We start from the raw sequence: 15,866 nt of genomic DNA on the forward strand, positions 1-15,866 counted from the left end.
CGCCAGTGAGGCACTGGCTGCGCAAGCGCGGCATCCGGGCAGTGATCCCCGTCCCCGCTGACCAGTAAGGACCCCGGCTGCGTCGGGGCAGCCGCGGCGGCAGGCCACCGGTCTTCAGCCGCGAGACCTACAAGCAGCGCAGCACCTCGAACGGTGCGTCGACTGCCTGGGGCAGTGGCGGGGCCTCGCCGCTGCCTCAGGCGCAGACCGCCGCCATCTACCTGGCTGGGCTCCGCATCGCCGGCGTCTTCCACTGGTCTGCCCGGTGATCCATACAAAACCGCCCTGGATCCGCGTCGGTCTCCTGCGGTCACTTGCGGGACTGGTCACGCGTCACGTCGAGCGCATCGCCCGGGGTCGGGTGTCTTCAGACGTGTCCCGGCGGGTTCAGGGCGAGGAAGAGGGCTGTGTAGGTGTCCTGCGGCGAGACCATGTGCTGGGAGTCGGCAGGTTGCCGTTGACGACGATGGCTGCAACGAGTGAAGGCGCTTCTGGGTTGGTCAGGCCGTGCAGTGCCGGCTGGAGGGTGAAGAGGTAGTTCTCCGGCACTCCGACGGGTGATGTCTTGCGGCTCATGTCCAGGATGCACAGGATCGACAGGCGTGCACCGTCGGCCGCTGCGTACTGTGTGGGCTGTCCCATGTACTTGTGGGCGCTGTCCTGGGTGACCGGAGTTTTGCGTTCCACCTTCAGTTCGGCGGTGATTCCGTCGTGCCGGACATCGAGGTAGCCGAGGGCGAGGGGGCTGCCCCTCTGCAGGCGTCCGCCGAGTTCCGGCTCTGCTTGCAGTTCCTTGTAGAGGTCGTCGTGGAACTTGCGTTCTGTGACGTGGCTGCCGCGTTTGTACTGCTTGTTCCACGTCATGGTGAGTCCGGTCCGGCAGATAGCGGTGAACAGGCGGCAGAACGCCTGGAGTTGGTCCTCATCGTATCCGGCGTGGTGAAGACGTTCGTAGAGGGCGAGCAGGCGTTCGTCGAAGACAGGGAAGTTGGTCAAGAAGTCGCGTGAGGCGTCGAAGGGCCGGCAGCGGATCTCGCGGTGCCCGGCGGTATCGAGGCTCTGGGTGACCGGTCTGCCGTCCCGGGTGCCGCGCCAGCGCAAACTGACCGAGAACGGTGGGGCGGGGCTGCCGGCCGGGAGAGCGAAGCGGAGGATGAACGTGCCGGTGGCGTTCAGTGTCACGGGGCCGTCCGCGCTCGGCGGGCGCGGCCAGAAGTGGGCGGGTGTTTCCACCTCGTTGGGGGTGAGGTGGCTGAGGAGTTCGGCTTCGAGGGTCTCAGCCCACTCGGGCCAGGGACCGGTACGCACGTAGAGGCGGAGTTCGTAGACCATCGAGGGGCGCAGGACCTGTGGGCCGGTGATGAGGCGTCCGTCCACGCTGGCCAGTACGACAGCGACGGCCGACTGGTCTTGGGCGGAGTGGACGTCCGGGTCGCCTTCTGCATCTGCCATGTGGGAGGTGGGCGGTGTGCGGCGGCGGGGGCCGTGAGCGATTACCAGGGGCAGGGGCAGGGTCGCCCAGTCGGCGAGAAGGTCCGCAACGCCGCTGGCGTCGGTGAGGAACTGCACCCGCTTGAGAGCGGTCTGCGCAGGTCCGGCCAGCGGGTCGGCGTCGCCGAATCGCTTCTCGAGCTCGGTGGTGATCGCGGCTGCTCGTCGACGGGCTGCAGTGGCCAGGGCCGTCATCTCGGTGGTCTCGGCGTCGAGTTCGGCTGCATCGAGGTTGATCAAGAAGGCAGCCACCTCGCACAGCCCGGCGAAACACCGCGCGTAGGCGGCGGTCGCCGTTGCCTCCTGGGACTGGTTCCTGAGGGTGTTCGCCGCGTCGTGCAGCCGGGTTGCGCGGGCACGGAGTACGGATGGCTCGTTGCTGGCACGGTCGGGGCACTGGTCTGCGTCATGCTGGTTGATCCGGCAAGCGCCAGTTCGTGGCCCGTGAGAAGGCTTCGGATCGTCACGCGGGTGCGGGCCTGGTCTGTCAGAGTACGGGCGTCGCTGTCGTCGCCGACGATGTCAGCGGCTTGCGTCAGCTCGATGGCGGCCGCGGTCGTGTCGCCTCCAGTTGCTGCCGCGGCGTCGAACGCGGCCGCTGCCCCGATCAGTGAGACCAGCCCCCGGTGGACGGCGAAGGCGGGCTCGTTGGGGATCGCCTCGAGGGCGGCGTTCATGAGGACGGCGGCATCCGCTGGGCGGGCAGCCCGCCAGGCGACCTCGGCGTATTCGGCCGAGCCGAACACACGGTGCGGTCCCAGCTCGAGGGCGGCCTCGCGCAGGTCCTCCACCGCCAGGCCAGCCAGGCCCGGGCCGCAGTCCAGCAACGCGCACAGTTGCCGGTTGTCGTGGTCGTTGAACCGGTCGTTGATGTGAGGGTCGCGGACCTGGCGCAGGCGCAGCTGGGCCATGGCCGAGCTGGTGGCTGTCTGGGGCAGCCAGTCCCGGCGCAGGGCGTCGCGCAGGTGGTAGCGGTCGAGGTCTGCGGCGCGTTTGAGGATCTGCTGTTCGGTGTGGGTCCGGAGGGCTTCGTCGCCGCGTGAGAGGCGGGCGGCGGCCGTCATGGCCTTCTTGACGGTGTCCGGGAAGCGGTCGATGTCGACCTGGGCGCAGACCAGCAGCGCGTAGAACAGCAGACGGAGGGTGTCCTCGTCGCTCCACTCCAGGCGCATGGCGGTGTCGAGAACGCCGTCGATGACAGCGATGTAGTGGTCCTCGAGGAGGGCCGGCAGGAGGTCGGAGATGCTGGAGGGCAGACGGTGGGCGGCGCCGATGTCCGCCCAGGCGCTCAGCGCGGCCGACCGCGAGGCGACGTCGGCGTCGACGACGTAGGTGTGCAGCAGCGGAAGGATCATCCGCAGCAGGCCGGGGTGGTCGCCGTGGCGCCGGCCGAGCGTTCCCAGAAGCGGCAGTAGTCGCGGCACGATGACCTGCCTGCGCTGGCTGTCTCGTTCGTCGGCGATGGTGTCGATGACTGCCCTGCACACCGCCGCCGCGTCGACGGTGGCGGTGTGTTCCAGAGCGTCCAGAAGCCTGCGGGTGCTGGACGCCAGGGACTGGCGGTAGGCCATCCGCTCGAGGAGGCGCAGCTGGGGCGGGACCGTTTCGGGGGTGGCCAGGAGCGTGGTGGGTGCGGTGTCCGCCGACTCGAGCGTGTCGATGGTGGTCAGGACCGCGCCCAGGAGGGCGGCGACATGCGGCTGGGCCCAGGCCGGGTGGGTTTGGGCGAGTTGCTCGGTCAGAGTCGCGGCCTGGACACGTACGTCGTCGCCCCAGTCTCCCCCGACACGGGTCAGGCATGTGGAGAGCAGGTACTCGAAGACGGTGCGCTGCTGGCTCTCGTCGAGCTGGGGATCGTTGGCGGTCCGGAATCTGTCGTTGGGGTCGATGAGGTGGCTGGCTTGTTCCAGGACGCCGAACAGGCGCTGACATACGGTGTCTCCGGCTGTGCTGCCGGTCCGCTCGAGCCGTGCAGGCACGTCTCCAACTGCCAGGACGAGCAGGGCGGCGAGAGCTTGCTGGATTGTCCCCACCGGCGCGGGGTCGTCGTGGTGATCACCGTCAACGCCCATATTCAGCAGCATCGACGGCACGAGCAGACCCGCCAGGTCCGCGTGCGTGAACGCCAGAGCCCGCACAGCGGACGCGGCGGCGCGCCGATCGGTCTCGGCTTCTCTTCGTGTCCGGGGTGCGGGCCGCGCTCCGGCAGGCACCACAAGCGACTCGAGGGGTCGGGGGGCTGGCAGCATGCCGGTAAGCACAGCGACCACGGTGCGGGGGACTACTCCTGCTGCCACACGGAGACCTGTGGCGTCCCCGGTTCCGCCTTCGTAGGACCCGAAGTGCCGGGTCCGCGGCTCTGCGAGATACACCAGGGACCGGACCACCGCCTCATCGAGCTGGTCGGCGTAGCGAGGAGTCAGCAGGTCGGCCACGCAGCGGCCGGCCTCCTCAACAGGGCCGCGCCTCAACGTGTTCACGGCCGCCTGCACGACGTCCGCAGCGCACTCGCTGCGGACGCGGGCTACGTGCCGCAGCGGCGTCAGCAGCACTGAGACGTGCACGTCGGACACCAGGCCCAGAGCCAGCTCGATCACTGCGGTGGTGAAGGTCTCCGGCGCGCGCTCCGCCAGCGCAGTCAACCGCCGCAGCGCACCGTCGCAGGCCGCCGTGTCCCGTTCCGTGCCGGGCTCTCGGTCCAGGACGCCGATATCGTCCAGGGCACTGGCCATCGCCGTGTCCGACGAAGCCCGCGCAGATCGGCGGTGTTCGCGGCGCTGTTCCCAGTAATGGTGGCGCCGCGCGGTCTCCGCTCGCTCGGCTTCCTCGGCCCGTGCTGCAGCTTCCTTCCGTTCGTCCATGACCGTGGCAAGGTTCGGGACGTCGCCCGTGGGACGGCGATGAGCACACCCGATGCAGTGTTCGTCGTAGAACTGCCCTGCGATCCAGTCCAGGTTCATGGCGGCGCCGCCATGGGCCACGGGACAGGCCACCCGCCGCATGTTGATCGGCAGCCCGGTCGCCGCCTCGGCCATGCCCCGGCCACCGAATTCGGTGAATGTCATGTTCAAGCAGTGGCGTCGGGCCATCTCCATGGTGTGGGCGTTCTCGCGGCCCATCCTCACCGCGTCGTCGAAGACCCGATTTGTGTCGTTGGACATCTCCCCACTCTCTCAGGCACCACTGACAGTCCGGCCGTCACCGATTCCCGGTCTCAGAGCGTCACCGCGCGGCCCTGGCACAGTGCACGTCGCTGTCCGCCCGCACTCCCGGGTTGTGCGGGACAGCCTGGCATGAGGGGGCTCCGTGTTGTCCGCCCTGCAGCTGTCCGAGGCCCCGTCTGCGGAGGGTGATGGTTGGTGGGGTTACTCATCGATGCGCTGGAGTTCGACGGCACTTCGGTCGCCGACGGCGGCGAGTCCGTCGACGACGCGGCGCCACCGACTCAGAACGGCGGCATCGGGAATGCCGGTTTCGCGGAGTTCGGTGAGCCAGCGGGTGACGTACCAGCAGTGGCCAGCGACGGCGTTGTAGCGGCCGTCGATCACATGCTCCAGCCAGGGCAGGCCGGTGGCGAGCTGCCAGGCAAAGCGAGTGGTGCGGGCGAAGCGGGCCAGTGCGTCAGCGGCCATGGCCTCGCCGCGGGCCCAGTCGAGCCATCGTCCGGCCGCATCACCCAGGTCGCTGGGCGTGAGCCAGTCGCGGTTCGCCCGGTCGAGGGTGTCGTCGGGGGTTAGGTCGGCGGTGCGCAGTTGCGGGGTGGGAAGCAGGGCGGCGATGGCGTACTCGGCCCAGCGGCTGTTGTCCGCTTGCAGGGTGGCGCCTGCGTCGAGAGCGTCGAGCGTGGTGGTCAGGATCAGCGGCCACACGTCTGAGAGCAGGGCGCGCAGTCGGGGGTCATAGGTGAAGAGGGTGGCCGCGTCGTGCAGGAGCTGCTGCAGGGCGTTGGCGTTGTCGGCGTACGTTCGCAGGTGGGTGGTGAGGGGTTCGGTACTGCCGTCGGCAGCGAGGGTGATGAGGGCACGGACGACGAGTTCGCGTTCGGAGCTGTCGTATCCGGCGTAGCCTTCGGCCATCCAGTGGTCGGCGCCGTTGCGGTGCGCGTCCATGAGGACCGGAAGGAGGGTGGTGGCCCGTTCGGCCAGACAGGCGGTGTTGCGGGCGGCGACGGTACAGGCGACCGGCATGGCGAGCCGGTGCACGAGCAGGCCGGTGGCCGGGACGGCGGGCAGGGTGTCGGTGTAGGGAGGCGGCAGGAACTCCGGCTGACGGCTTCCCGACCGCCAAGGGCCCAGACGGCAGCCTGAGAGACCTGCTTGGACGGCGGCCCACAGGGGCTTGTGGCGCCGGCAGGGCGTGTCCTTGTCCGCTTCTTCCTCGCAGGGGGACTCCCACGCGGGGGCGCAGTTGGCGGCGAAGATGGTACGAATCCCGTCCGGCAATGCGGCCAGGGCGGTGGCGGTCTGTTCGATGCGATCCTGGGCGATGCCGAGATGGTCGAAGGGCGCGAGCGGGAGGCAGGGAAGGGCTCGGGCAACCGAGCCGGCGGCCGCCATCGGATACAGCCAGTCTTCGTCATCTCCGTTGCCGGGAGGCGCGGTCGCGGGGGCGGCGAGAAGCATGTCTGCGGCCCAGCGCAGATCTTCGTCGGGGATGACCGCGAGCCCGCGTGCGTGGCTGATGACTGCGAAGGCCGCGACTGCGGCCGGAGCGTCCTGCGGGTGCAGAGTGCCGAACGAGGGTGGATCGGCGGCGAGTTTCCGTGCGAGCGCAATATCAGCGGGAAGCGCGCCCGTCTGCCACTCTTCGGGCTGGTGGTCGTGGTCGCCGTAGGTGTGCTGCAGGCGCAGCGCCTCGCTGCCCGCGGCAACCTGGGCGGCGAACGGAGCGAATCCCTCGGCGACTTCTGCGGGAGGCGTGTACTGCAGGACGACCATGTTGTCGGTCCGGTAGGCGGGATGGTTTTCGGGCCGCAGCAGTGATGCCCACCCCCGGGCCCTGGTGAGTTGCCCGTCGGAGTCCTCGCCGGCTTCGGCTTGCGCGGTGGCAACCAGCCTGTCGGCGACGTTGGCCAAAGCGTCCAGCCGTGCCTGATCACCTGCGACCATAGCCCGCTGGGTCAGATCAGCGGCAACTTCGCGTGGGGGCGTCGTACGCCGGTCGGCGCCGACGACGTCGTCCGGCGCCGGTCCTCGTACGTGGAAATGCCCCTCGGTACTCGTCCTCGAGGTCTCCAGGCCCCACACGGCCGGCGAGGTGAGCCAGACATCCAGCAGATCCCCGACGTCTTCCCGATGACGGACGAGCAGGCCGACGACCAGGCCGGCCATGGCGAGGTTGTTGCAGCCACGCAGCAGCAGACGCACGACCCTCTCGTACGGCATACCCGCCGCGATAAGGCTGTCGGCGAGGCGCTCGACCGCCATCAAGGCGCTCATGCAGGGAAAGGGGCCGACGGTCGAACCGCGGTACCAGCCCCACACATGGCTGTCGCCGACGAAACGGCGAGGCCCGATGCCGGGAATGTCGAGGCTGATTCCCTCGAGCGGGGCATCCGGCGGGTCGAGGTCCGGGCCGAGGCGGCGGAGTGTGCGGACACGGCATGCCGCTGCGTGGTCCAGCATACGGTTGATCATGTCGAGGGTGTCGCCGGGCAGGCTGTGCAAAAGCCAGTAGAACGGCCCGAAGTGCCAGGCGGAGAACGGCGGCCCGAAGTGGATCCGGTGGTGGCGGCGGATCCCCTCGTCGTGCATCCTCCCGCCGCCCCAGCGGCTTCGCTCGGGCTGGTGGATGTAGTAGGCCTCGGTGAGCTCCAGGAGCAGCCGCGGATGGGTCCGGGCCATGGAGACGGCTCCGAGCGACTCCACTGCGGCTGCCAGGTGGCTCGGGGCCTCGGTGGCCGTGTCCCGCAGCCACTGCTCACTTGCTTCGTCGGTGTCGGGCCCCAGGCTGGCGAGGGCTTCGACGGCGAAGTCGTCGTAGCGTTCCGGGTGCGCGGCAAGGACGCGGTCGCGGACCTGCTGGCGCAGGGGGTCGGGGTCCTGGGTGTCGCGGGCCATGCCGCGCAGCCATGCCAGCACTAGTTCGCGGATGGACTCGCCCATCTCCCGGGAGTAGGGGTCGTTCTGGCCCAGGTCACGGTCGGTGCAGTAGGTCAGGGCAACCACGGGTGCGAGTGTGAAGGGGTCCGCGACGGTGCTGGTGACGTAGCGCAGGCCGGCCAGGCGCAGCAGGGTTTTGAGCCCGCGGTGGTCATCGGCGGCCAGGTCGTCCCACACGTTGTCGATCACGGTCTGGGCGTTGCCGAGGGTGAGCAGTGCTTCCATCGGGACTTCCGTCCACCGCTCCCCTTCCTTGTCACCGAGCTGCCGGAATTCGCCGTGCAGTTCTCGCCAGGCGGCGGTCTGCTCCCCCGCAAGCAGCTTCGCCTGGCAGGCGAGCCGGACCGCGCGCATCGCCCAGCGGGGCGCTCCGGCCTTCTTCAAGGGCTCCCATCCTTCGGTGAAGAACAGACGGCACAGGGCGAAGTCGCGCATCAGGTCGGTGGCGAACTCGTCGCCTGCGGCGAACGCGGGGTTGGCCGGTGCGCGCAGGATCGCGTCGGATCGCAGTCGCGGCAGCGACACGCCGGCGGCGGGTGGGCTGTCCGGCAGTCTGAGCGCGCGGCGGGCGACGGCGAGGACGGCCTGTTCCCGGTCGTCCGGTGACCCGCTTCCGGGAAGGTACTCCTCGCCTTTTCGGACGAGTCCGTTCCAGACAGCGGCGAACACATCGGCTTCGGACAGCAGTGTGCTGGTCTCGGTGACGGTCCCGGCCCGCAGCAGGACATCGACCAGGCCGGGCCGTCCGGCCAGCCACTCGGCTCGCGTGTCGGCACTGAAGCGGATCAAGGTGTGAAACGTCTCGACGAGCTGGCGACGCTCATCGGCAGTGAGCCGTGACACGACGTGCTGGGCCACCGTCTGCGGGCGGTCCGCCTGCGCTGCGGCGGACCGCAGGACCTCGCGCACCCGCGTGGCTCCGTCGCTGCGGGTGACGGCGACCACTCCGAGGCCAGCCCTGAAAGCCGCGGTGGCCATGTCCCGCAGCAGATCACGGCGGCCCTCCAGGACGGCTTCTGCGCCGTCGATCACGAGCAGGCGAACCGCTCGGATATCTCCTGCCGCGAACACCTCCGTCAATGGGTGCCCGCCCAGCAGGTGTTCGACCTGTACCGCCGATTCGGGAAGGTCACGCAGGCTCAGGCAGGCCACCTCCGCGCCGCGCTCGGTGAGCTGGCGTGCGGTGCGGATCGTCAGAGCGGACTTGCCGACATCGGGCTCCCCCGTGACTACCAGGCCCGATCCTGCCCGGCCGGCCTGGCCCATCGAGTCGGCGAGCCGGGCCCGCTCTTCGGCCCGGTCCAGTTCCAGCCGCACGTCACCGGCCCGCAGATCCGGGCGGGTGCCTTCCCGCAGACGATCCGCCATACCGTCCAGCTTCGACCAGGCTTGCCGGTAGGAAGGGGTCCGGCCGAGGGGGAACCCGCTGAGTTCGCGGCGCACCATCGTCTGGTCCAGGTGCGCGGCGGACGAGGCCCAGGCACCGGAGCGCTCCGCAAGGTGAGCGAAGACGTCGTCGGCTACTGTCGTCGCCTCGTCGGCCACGATCCGCCGCAGCGCGGAGACGGCGGTGGTCCGGTCGGACTCGTCCGCCCCCTCCAACCGCATCTGCCGTACCCGCAACGCCATCAGCCAGCGCCACGTCAGCTCTTCCGCTTCGATATGCAGCAGATCGTCCTGGTCCTTGGAGGCCGCAGCGACCAGGGCATCCAGATGCCTGAGGCGTGCCCGCACTGCGGCCTTGGCCGCCCCGGGACGCTCCACGGCAGCACGGAATGCGGTCGCGGAGGACACGGACCGCGCGATCCTGGCCAGCGCGTCGGTCTGCTGCACAGCCGTGCTGGAGACACCGACCGCAAGCGCCACCCGCCAGTGTCCGGCCGCCACCTCGTCCCAGCGTCTGGTGACCACCCGCAGAAAGGACCGCACCAGCGGAACCGACTTCTCGTCGCTCGTGGTCAGGCCCGGATCCCTGCGTACCCCGATCGACACCCTCCGCACATGGCCGTCGCGGGTGCGGCCCTCCACCACGACATCGTCGATCGGGCTAATGTGGCTGGCCTGCAAACGCACCGAATGCGGGACGACGTCGTCACCGAGCTCACTGATCGGGTCCTCGGTCAGCAGCGCGGCAACGAGCGTCGCCGCGTAGCGGTGCTCGATCCAGACACCGCCCCCACCAGTGGCGTACGGGGAAGATCCATCAGTCGTCGTCACGCCCGCCAGCCTACGAGCAGGCACCGACACCCCCGCCGCTCCAACGTACGCCCGCCACCGGCCCCCTCCCCCACTGCCGCCCCGCACACAACCAAGCGCTACACCCGAGCCCTCAACCACCCAGTAGCAAGATCAAAAACCTTCCGCCCACACGCTCGCAAGCAGAAGAACTATCTGTCTAGTTACGACATCCTCCATCTAGTTGCGACATCCCATGCCAGCGGCCTAGCCGACTGGAGGCCAAAGGGTCAACCAAAGGAACCATCACAGGTCAACGTCCATACCACATGTTGATCTTGAGTTGTCTCGGTACTTCAAACACCACAGTTCAAAGCCTTGCTGATGTCGCAACTAGGCAGAAGGTCGACACCCAAATGGAACGTTCTACAATCGGTCCCCAGCAGACGAGACCGACCAGGAGAGGACAGGATGCCTGCGACCCCGGCGGTCCCGGACGGGAAGCGGCCGACGCTCGCCGACCTGGCGACGCGGGCAGGTGTGTCCACCGCGCTGGCCTCCATCGTGATGCGCGGGGCGAAGGGGGCCAGCGCCGCCACCCGCGAGCGTGTCCTGGAGGCCGCGCGGGAGATCGGCTACCGCCCGGACGCCCGGGCGAGACTGCTGCGCAGCCACCGCTCCCACCTGCTCGGCGTGCAGTTCGGCCTCCAGCATCCCTTCCACGCCGACCTGGTGGAGGGCATCTACGCCACCGCCGAACCAGCCGGATACCAGATCGCGCTGAGCGCCGTGACCGCCGGACGGGGTGAGCAGCGTGCCGTCGAAACCCTGCTCGACGACCGCTGCGAGGCGCTGATCCTGCTAGGCCCACAGGCCCCCGCCTCACGGCTGACGGAGCTCGCCGGGCAATTGCCGGTCGTCTCTGTGGCCCGCCACCTGCGGCCACCCGTCCCCGGCCTGGAGGTCGTACGGACCGCCGACGACAAGGGCGCCCGCCAGGCGGTCGACCACCTCGTGGCGCTGGGCCACCGCGCCATCGCCCACATCGACGGCGGCAAGGCACCCGGCGCAGCCGACCGGCGACGCGGCTACCGCACCGCCATGAGCCGCCACGGTCTCACCGAGCACATCCGCGTCGTGCCCGGGGGCCTCACCGAGGCAGAGGGCGCCGAGGCCGCCCAGGTTCTCGCCGCCTCCCACCCGCGCCCCACCGCGGTCCTCGCCTTCAACGACCGCTGCGCGACCGGTGTCCTCGATGTCTTCCTCCGCAGCGGCATTCCCGTCCCCGGCGCCATCTCCGTCGTCGGCTTCGACGACAGCCATCTGGCCCGCCTGGCCCATATCGACCTCACCACCGTCGGGCAGGACATCCCCCGCCTCGCCCACCTCGCCGTGGACCGGGCCATCGCGCGCCTGGACGGTCGCGACACCGGTACCGGGGAACAGGTGGTCGCTCCACACCTCGTGGTCCGGGGGACGACGGCCCCGCCCTCTACCGCACCGGCCACCTGAGCGTCGTCTGGGCCAACCTCGCACCGCACACAGTCCCACGCGCCTCCAATACCTGAGGAATGGGGCACAACGGCGAACTCGGCGACTTTCTCCGCTCCCGTCGCGCCCTCCTCACCCCGAACACCGCCGGACTGCCACCGGGCGCGGGGCGCGCCGGGTGCCCAAGCCGTGAGGAGGTCGCGCCCCTGGCGGGTGTCACCACCGACTACACCCGCCTGGAGCAGGGCCGCCACCCGCACCTCTCCGAAGCCGTCCTGGCCTCCGTCCCCCACGCCCTGCGTCTCGACGACGAACGCGGCTACCTCTTCGCCCTCACCCGCCCCGCGTCCCACCGCCCCGTAGCGCCGGCGCACGCCCCGAGCGGAGCGGACCCGGTCCGCGGCCCGCCAGAGGCTGGAGTTCACCGCGCTTCGAGGCATTCCCGGTGACCAGGTGCGTGCTCGGCGGACGCGGCACGGAGCAAGAGGTGCCCGACACAGTCATCACTTCCTTTTGCTAGGTTTGCCGAGGCGTGACAAAACGGCCTGCCGGACATGTCCACTGTCACCTCGCAGGCACTCCCCACGTCGCCTTCCGGCTGACTCAGTCGCACCTAGGGACTTTCGTTTGGATCACCGTGCGGACCAAAGAAAGATGCCTGCGATGTGGAGTCCGGCCAGGTAGATGGTGGCTGTCTTCTCGTAGCGAGTGGCGATGCCGCGCCACTGCTTGAGGCGGTTGATGCACCGCTCGACAGTGTTGCGGTTCTTGTAGGTCTCGCGGTCGAAGGCGGGCGGCCTGCCGCCCCGGCTGCCCCGTCGAAGGCGGTGTGCCTGCTGATCGGCCGGGACAGGGATGACCGCACGAATTCCGCGCTTGCGCAGGTGCTTGCGGATGGCACGGGAGGAGTACGCCTTGTCGGCCAGGACGACGTCGGGGGTGGTGCGAGGCCGACCACGCTGCCGGGGCACTCGCAGGCGGGCCATGACCTGCTCGAAGGCAGGCGCGTCACCGGCCTGCCCTGCGGTCAGGACGAACGCCAGAGGCCGGCAACGGCCGTCGGCCACCAGGTGGATCTTCGTGGTCAGTCCGCCGCGGTACCGGCCGATGGCGTGATCGTCCGGTTCGCCGAGCGGGGCCCCCTTTTGCGAGCCCCGGCCGCGTGCTGGTGAGCGCGCACGATGGTGGAGTCCACCGAGACGGCCCAGTTGAGGTCTTCGTCGGCGTCGGCCTGAGCCATCAGCGCGGTGAACACTCGCTCCCAGGTGCCGTCGACTGCCCCCATTCGCAGCCGGTTGTAGATGCCTCGCCAGTTGCCGTATTTCTCCGGCAGGTGGACCCATTGGGTTCCGGTCTGGAACTTGAAGGCGATCGCTTCGATCACCTCACGGTGGTCACGCCACCGACCACCCCGCCTCGGCGTTCGGTCCGGGAGCAACGGCTCGATCCGCGCCCACTGCACGTCAGTCAACGGCACACCCGGACCAACGATCAGATGATCCAAACGAAACGGCGTAGCTGCCAGCGCGCGTTCGGGCGGCCGCGGCCTTTCCGGGAGGCCTTCACCCCTGCGTCATGCGGCCCAGCCCAGCCGACCGCGCACCCCCTCACATAGGAACAGCGAAACCCATGACAGCCAGCAACCAACCTGCTAGCCACACCACAACATCCGCTTGGTCACCCCATGACAGCGAGCACAGGCCCCGTCCTGCACCCACTACCAGGACACCCACTCCCGACCCTCGCTGACGCCCACCCGCTGCCACCCCACCACCCACTCACAGGCGTATCGCGGGGTGTTCCTCGTTGTGGTGAACCTTGTGGATTCGGCTGCCGCGGTCGGCACGGGTTCGCTAGAAGAAGGGGTCATGGCAGCGATGGGGGCACCGGCAGCGGATGATCAGGCGGATCCCGGCCGGCCCGCGGAGCGGGTATGTGCGGCGCTGATGTGTCCTCAGACGCCCGCTTCCACCGGGTCGTCGGTATGGAAGGTGCGGCGGTAGGAGGCGGGTGAGACACCGAAGGCGGTGCGCATGTGGGCGCGCAGGGAGTTGGCGGAGCCGAAGCCACAGCGGTGGGCGACCAGGTCGATGGACAGGTCGGTGGTCTCCAGCAACTGCTTGGCCAGTTCCAGGCGTTGCGCGGTGAGCCACTGCACGGGGGTCATGCCGACCTCGTCGCGGAAGCGGCGGGTGAAGGAGCGCAGGCTCATCCGGGCGTGTTCGGCCAGGCGGTTCAGGGAGAGGGGTTCGCCGAGGTGTTCCAGGGCCCAGGCGCGGGTGGCGGTGGTGGTGGCGACGGTGGGTTCGGGCACCGGGCGGTCGATGTACTGGGCCTGGCCGCCGTCCCGCCAGGGCGGGACGACGCACATGCGGGCGGCGCGGTTGGCGGCGGCGGCGCCGTGGTCGCGGCGGATCATGTGCAGGCACAGGTCGACGCCGGCGGCGACGCCCGCGGAGGTCAGGACGTCGCCGTCGTCGACGAAGAGGACCTCCTCGTCGACCTTGACGCGGGGGTAGGCGCGGCGGAACTCGGGGGCGAGGTTCCAGTGGGTGGTGGCGGGCCGGCCGTCGAGGAGGCCCGCGGCGGCCAGGACGTAGGAGCCGGTGCAGATGGACACCAGGCGGGTGCCGGGCCGGATGCCGGCGATGGCCGCGGTGACCTCGGGCGGCAGCGGGCCGCCGCGGCCCAGCTCGGGCATGGCGTGCGTGGGCGGGACGATCACGGTGTCCGCGGCGGCCAGGGCCTCGGGACCGGCCGCGGGCTGCACGGTGAACCCGGCGTCGCTGAGGACCGGGGCGCCGTCGGCGGTGCAGACGGTGACCTCGTACAGCGGGCGTGAGCCGGCGTCCAGGACGCTGCCGAAGACGCGGGAGGGGATGCCGAGTTCGAAGGGCGGGACGCCGGGCAGGGCGAGGACGGCGATGCGGTGCCGCCCGGCCGCGTCGGCGCTCGGGTCGGGGCGGGGGTCGGTGCACGGCCACTGCATCTCGCTCATGGCCAGATCCTGTCACATAGTGGCCAGACGGCCAACACCATGGTGGGGGCGGGTGCCGGATCGTGGACTGCGCCGCGCCGGGAAGGGCCCGGGCGGCCGGTATCCGATCAAGACGGAAAAGAGTGAGGCGGACAGCATGCGTGCGGTGGTCGTGGAGCAGTGGGGCGGACCGGAGGTGCTCGTGGAGCGTGAGGTCGCCCGGCCCGAGCCGGGACTGAACGAGGTCCTGGTGCGGGTCCACGCGGCCGGTGTGAACCCGGTGGACTTCAAGACCCGGGCCAGCGGGGCCCTGATCGAGTGGGGCGAGGTCCCGGCGGTCGGCTGGGACGTCTCCGGCACCGTGGAGGCCGTCGGACCGGGCGTGGGGATATTCCGCCCCGGGGACGAGGTGTACGGCATGCCGCTGTTCCCGCGGCAGGCCGGCGCCTACGCCGAGTACGTCGTCGCCCCGGCCCGCCACCTCGCGCCCAAGCCGGCGAACCTCACCCACGTGCAGGCGGCGGCGCTGCCGCTGGCCGCGCTGACCGCCTGGCAGGCCCTGGTGGACACCGCCGGAGTGCGCGCCGGTGAGCGGGTGCTGGTGCACGCGGCGGCCGGCGGGGTCGGCCACCTGGCCGTGCAGATCGCCAAGGCCCGCGGCGCGTACGTCATCGGCACGGCCAGCGCCGGCAAGCACGACCTGCTGCGGCAGCTGGGCGCGGACGAGGTGATCGACTACCGCACGGTCCGCTTCGAGGACGCCGTCGGGGACGTGGACGTGGTGCTGGACGGGCTCGGCGGCCAGAACGCCGAGCGGTCCCTGACGGTGCTGCGCCCGGGCGGCCGGCTGATCACCCTGCCCGGCCCCGACGACGTCCCCGCCGACGTCCCCGGCCACGTGCGGGCGGTGTGGATTCTGGTCGAGCCCGACCACCTGGGTCTGCGCGAGATCGCCGCCCTGGCCGAGCAGGGCGCGCTCACGCCTGTGGTCGAGACCGTCGTCCCGCTGGCCGAGGCCGCGAAGGCGCACGAGATCGGCGAGCAGGGCCGCACCACCGGGAAGATCGTCCTGAGCGTCGCCTGACGCCGGCCGCCCCGGCCAGGTCGGCTGCGGGCAGATGGAGCGGGACTGGAACCCCGGGACCGACCGGTCCCGGGGCTCCGGGCGCGGCCGAACGGGACGGGACGGACCTGCGGGCACGGCCGGACAGGACGGAACTGCGGCTCGGGGCTTCGGAGGGGGCGGGGCTGCGGCTCGCGGGGGTGCTTCGGTGACGGCCGGGGCGACGGCTCGCACGGGGGCGGAGGCAGGGCTGCGGCTCGCGCCGGAGGGGTGTCTTCGGTGGTGGCCGGGGCCTGCTGCTGCCGGCGGGTGCTCGCGGCCGGTATGCGGCACCGGGGAGGGCGCGTTGCGGGCCCAGGACGCCCTCGGTTGACAATAATCCTGAGCAGACTCATAATTGAGTGTACTCGGGTTGAGTGAGTGAGGCGAGGCCCCATGTCACGCCGAATTGGCTGATCTGGCCTCACGCCCGGATAAACAGGATGAAGACAAGGAGTGGCGCCCCATGCGAGCGTTCGTCGTCACCAAGTACAAGGAGCCGCTGCAGGAGGCGGAGGTCCCCGAACCC

At 70.2% G+C, this 15,866-nt stretch carries 8 protein-coding genes and 1 pseudogene; 4 read left to right on the forward strand and 5 right to left on the reverse strand.

The annotated features are described in order from the left end of the window. Window positions 1-5: 5 nt before the first annotated feature. A pseudogene (locus IE263_RS49035) lies at window positions 6-194 on the forward strand (IS5/IS1182 family transposase); the annotation flags it as partial. Between the two features lie 193 nt (window positions 195-387). On the opposite strand, the gene IE263_RS37705 reads toward IE263_RS49035, so the two are convergent. The 3 genes from IE263_RS37705 to IE263_RS37715 form a co-directional block, all read right to left on the reverse strand. Further along, complete coding sequence (locus IE263_RS37705) at window positions 388-1,731, reverse strand: hypothetical protein (protein WP_189942585.1); 1,344 nt, start codon at window positions 1,729-1,731, stop codon at window positions 388-390. After that, window positions 1,728-4,652, reverse strand: coding sequence for a hypothetical protein (locus IE263_RS37710; RefSeq protein WP_189942586.1), 2,925 nt, complete (start codon window positions 4,650-4,652; stop codon window positions 1,728-1,730). Before IE263_RS37710 ends, IE263_RS37705 begins: the two co-directional genes overlap by 4 nt. A gap of 204 nt (window positions 4,653-4,856) precedes the next feature. Then, complete coding sequence (locus tag IE263_RS37715; protein WP_189942587.1) at window positions 4,857-9,809, reverse strand: P-loop NTPase family protein; 4,953 nt, start codon at window positions 9,807-9,809, stop codon at window positions 4,857-4,859. Window positions 9,810-10,238: 429 nt separating this feature from the next. On the opposite strand from IE263_RS37715, the gene IE263_RS37720 reads away from it, so the two are divergent. Both IE263_RS37720 and IE263_RS37725 read left to right on the forward strand, forming a co-directional pair. Further along, window positions 10,239-11,279, forward strand: coding sequence for a LacI family DNA-binding transcriptional regulator (locus IE263_RS37720; RefSeq protein ID WP_189942588.1), 1,041 nt, complete (start codon window positions 10,239-10,241; stop codon window positions 11,277-11,279). 59 nt (window positions 11,280-11,338) lie between these two features. Continuing rightward, complete coding sequence (locus IE263_RS37725) at window positions 11,339-11,707, forward strand: helix-turn-helix domain-containing protein (protein ID WP_189942589.1); 369 nt, start codon at window positions 11,339-11,341, stop codon at window positions 11,705-11,707. A gap of 183 nt (window positions 11,708-11,890) precedes the next feature. Here the strand turns inward: IE263_RS37725 and IE263_RS37730 are convergent. Together IE263_RS37730 and IE263_RS37735 are read right to left on the reverse strand one after the other, a co-directional pair. Beyond that, window positions 11,891-12,750 (reverse strand): IS5 family transposase gene (locus tag IE263_RS37730; RefSeq protein WP_373312217.1). Its coding sequence is split into 2 segments (ribosomal slippage): window positions 11,891-12,376 and window positions 12,379-12,750, totalling 858 coding nucleotides; the frame shifts between segments, so codons are not numbered across the junction. A gap of 462 nt (window positions 12,751-13,212) precedes the next feature. Continuing rightward, window positions 13,213-14,256: a GlxA family transcriptional regulator gene (locus IE263_RS37735; RefSeq protein WP_373312216.1), complete on the reverse strand. Its 1,044-nt coding sequence runs from the start codon at window positions 14,254-14,256 to the stop codon at window positions 13,213-13,215. A gap of 136 nt (window positions 14,257-14,392) precedes the next feature. On the opposite strand from IE263_RS37735, the gene IE263_RS37740 reads away from it, so the two are divergent. Further along, entirely contained in the window at window positions 14,393-15,319 is a 927-nt protein-coding gene (locus IE263_RS37740) for an NADP-dependent oxidoreductase (RefSeq protein ID WP_189942590.1), read from the forward strand. The last annotated feature ends 547 nt before the right edge of the window (window positions 15,320-15,866 follow it).

The organism is Streptomyces aurantiogriseus (assembly GCF_014649375.1).
GTDB lineage: Bacteria > Actinomycetota > Actinomycetes > Streptomycetales > Streptomycetaceae > Streptomyces > Streptomyces aurantiogriseus.

Excerpts from the sequence above, each read along its gene's own strand:
- IE263_RS37725 (WP_189942589.1), top strand. The coding sequence starts at position 11,339 with ATGGGGCACAACGGCGAACTCGGCGACTTTCTCCGCTCCCGTCGCGCC.
- IE263_RS37740 (WP_189942590.1), top strand. The coding sequence starts at position 14,393 with ATGCGTGCGGTGGTCGTGGAGCAGTGGGGCGGACCGGAGGTGCTCGTG.
- IE263_RS37710 (WP_189942586.1), bottom strand. The coding sequence starts at position 4,652 with ATGTCCAACGACACAAATCGGGTCTTCGACGACGCGGTGAGGATGGGC.
- IE263_RS37720 (WP_189942588.1), top strand. The coding sequence starts at position 10,239 with ATGCCTGCGACCCCGGCGGTCCCGGACGGGAAGCGGCCGACGCTCGCC.
- IE263_RS37735 (WP_373312216.1), bottom strand. The coding sequence starts at position 14,256 with ATGAGCGAGATGCAGTGGCCGTGCACCGACCCCCGCCCCGACCCGAGC.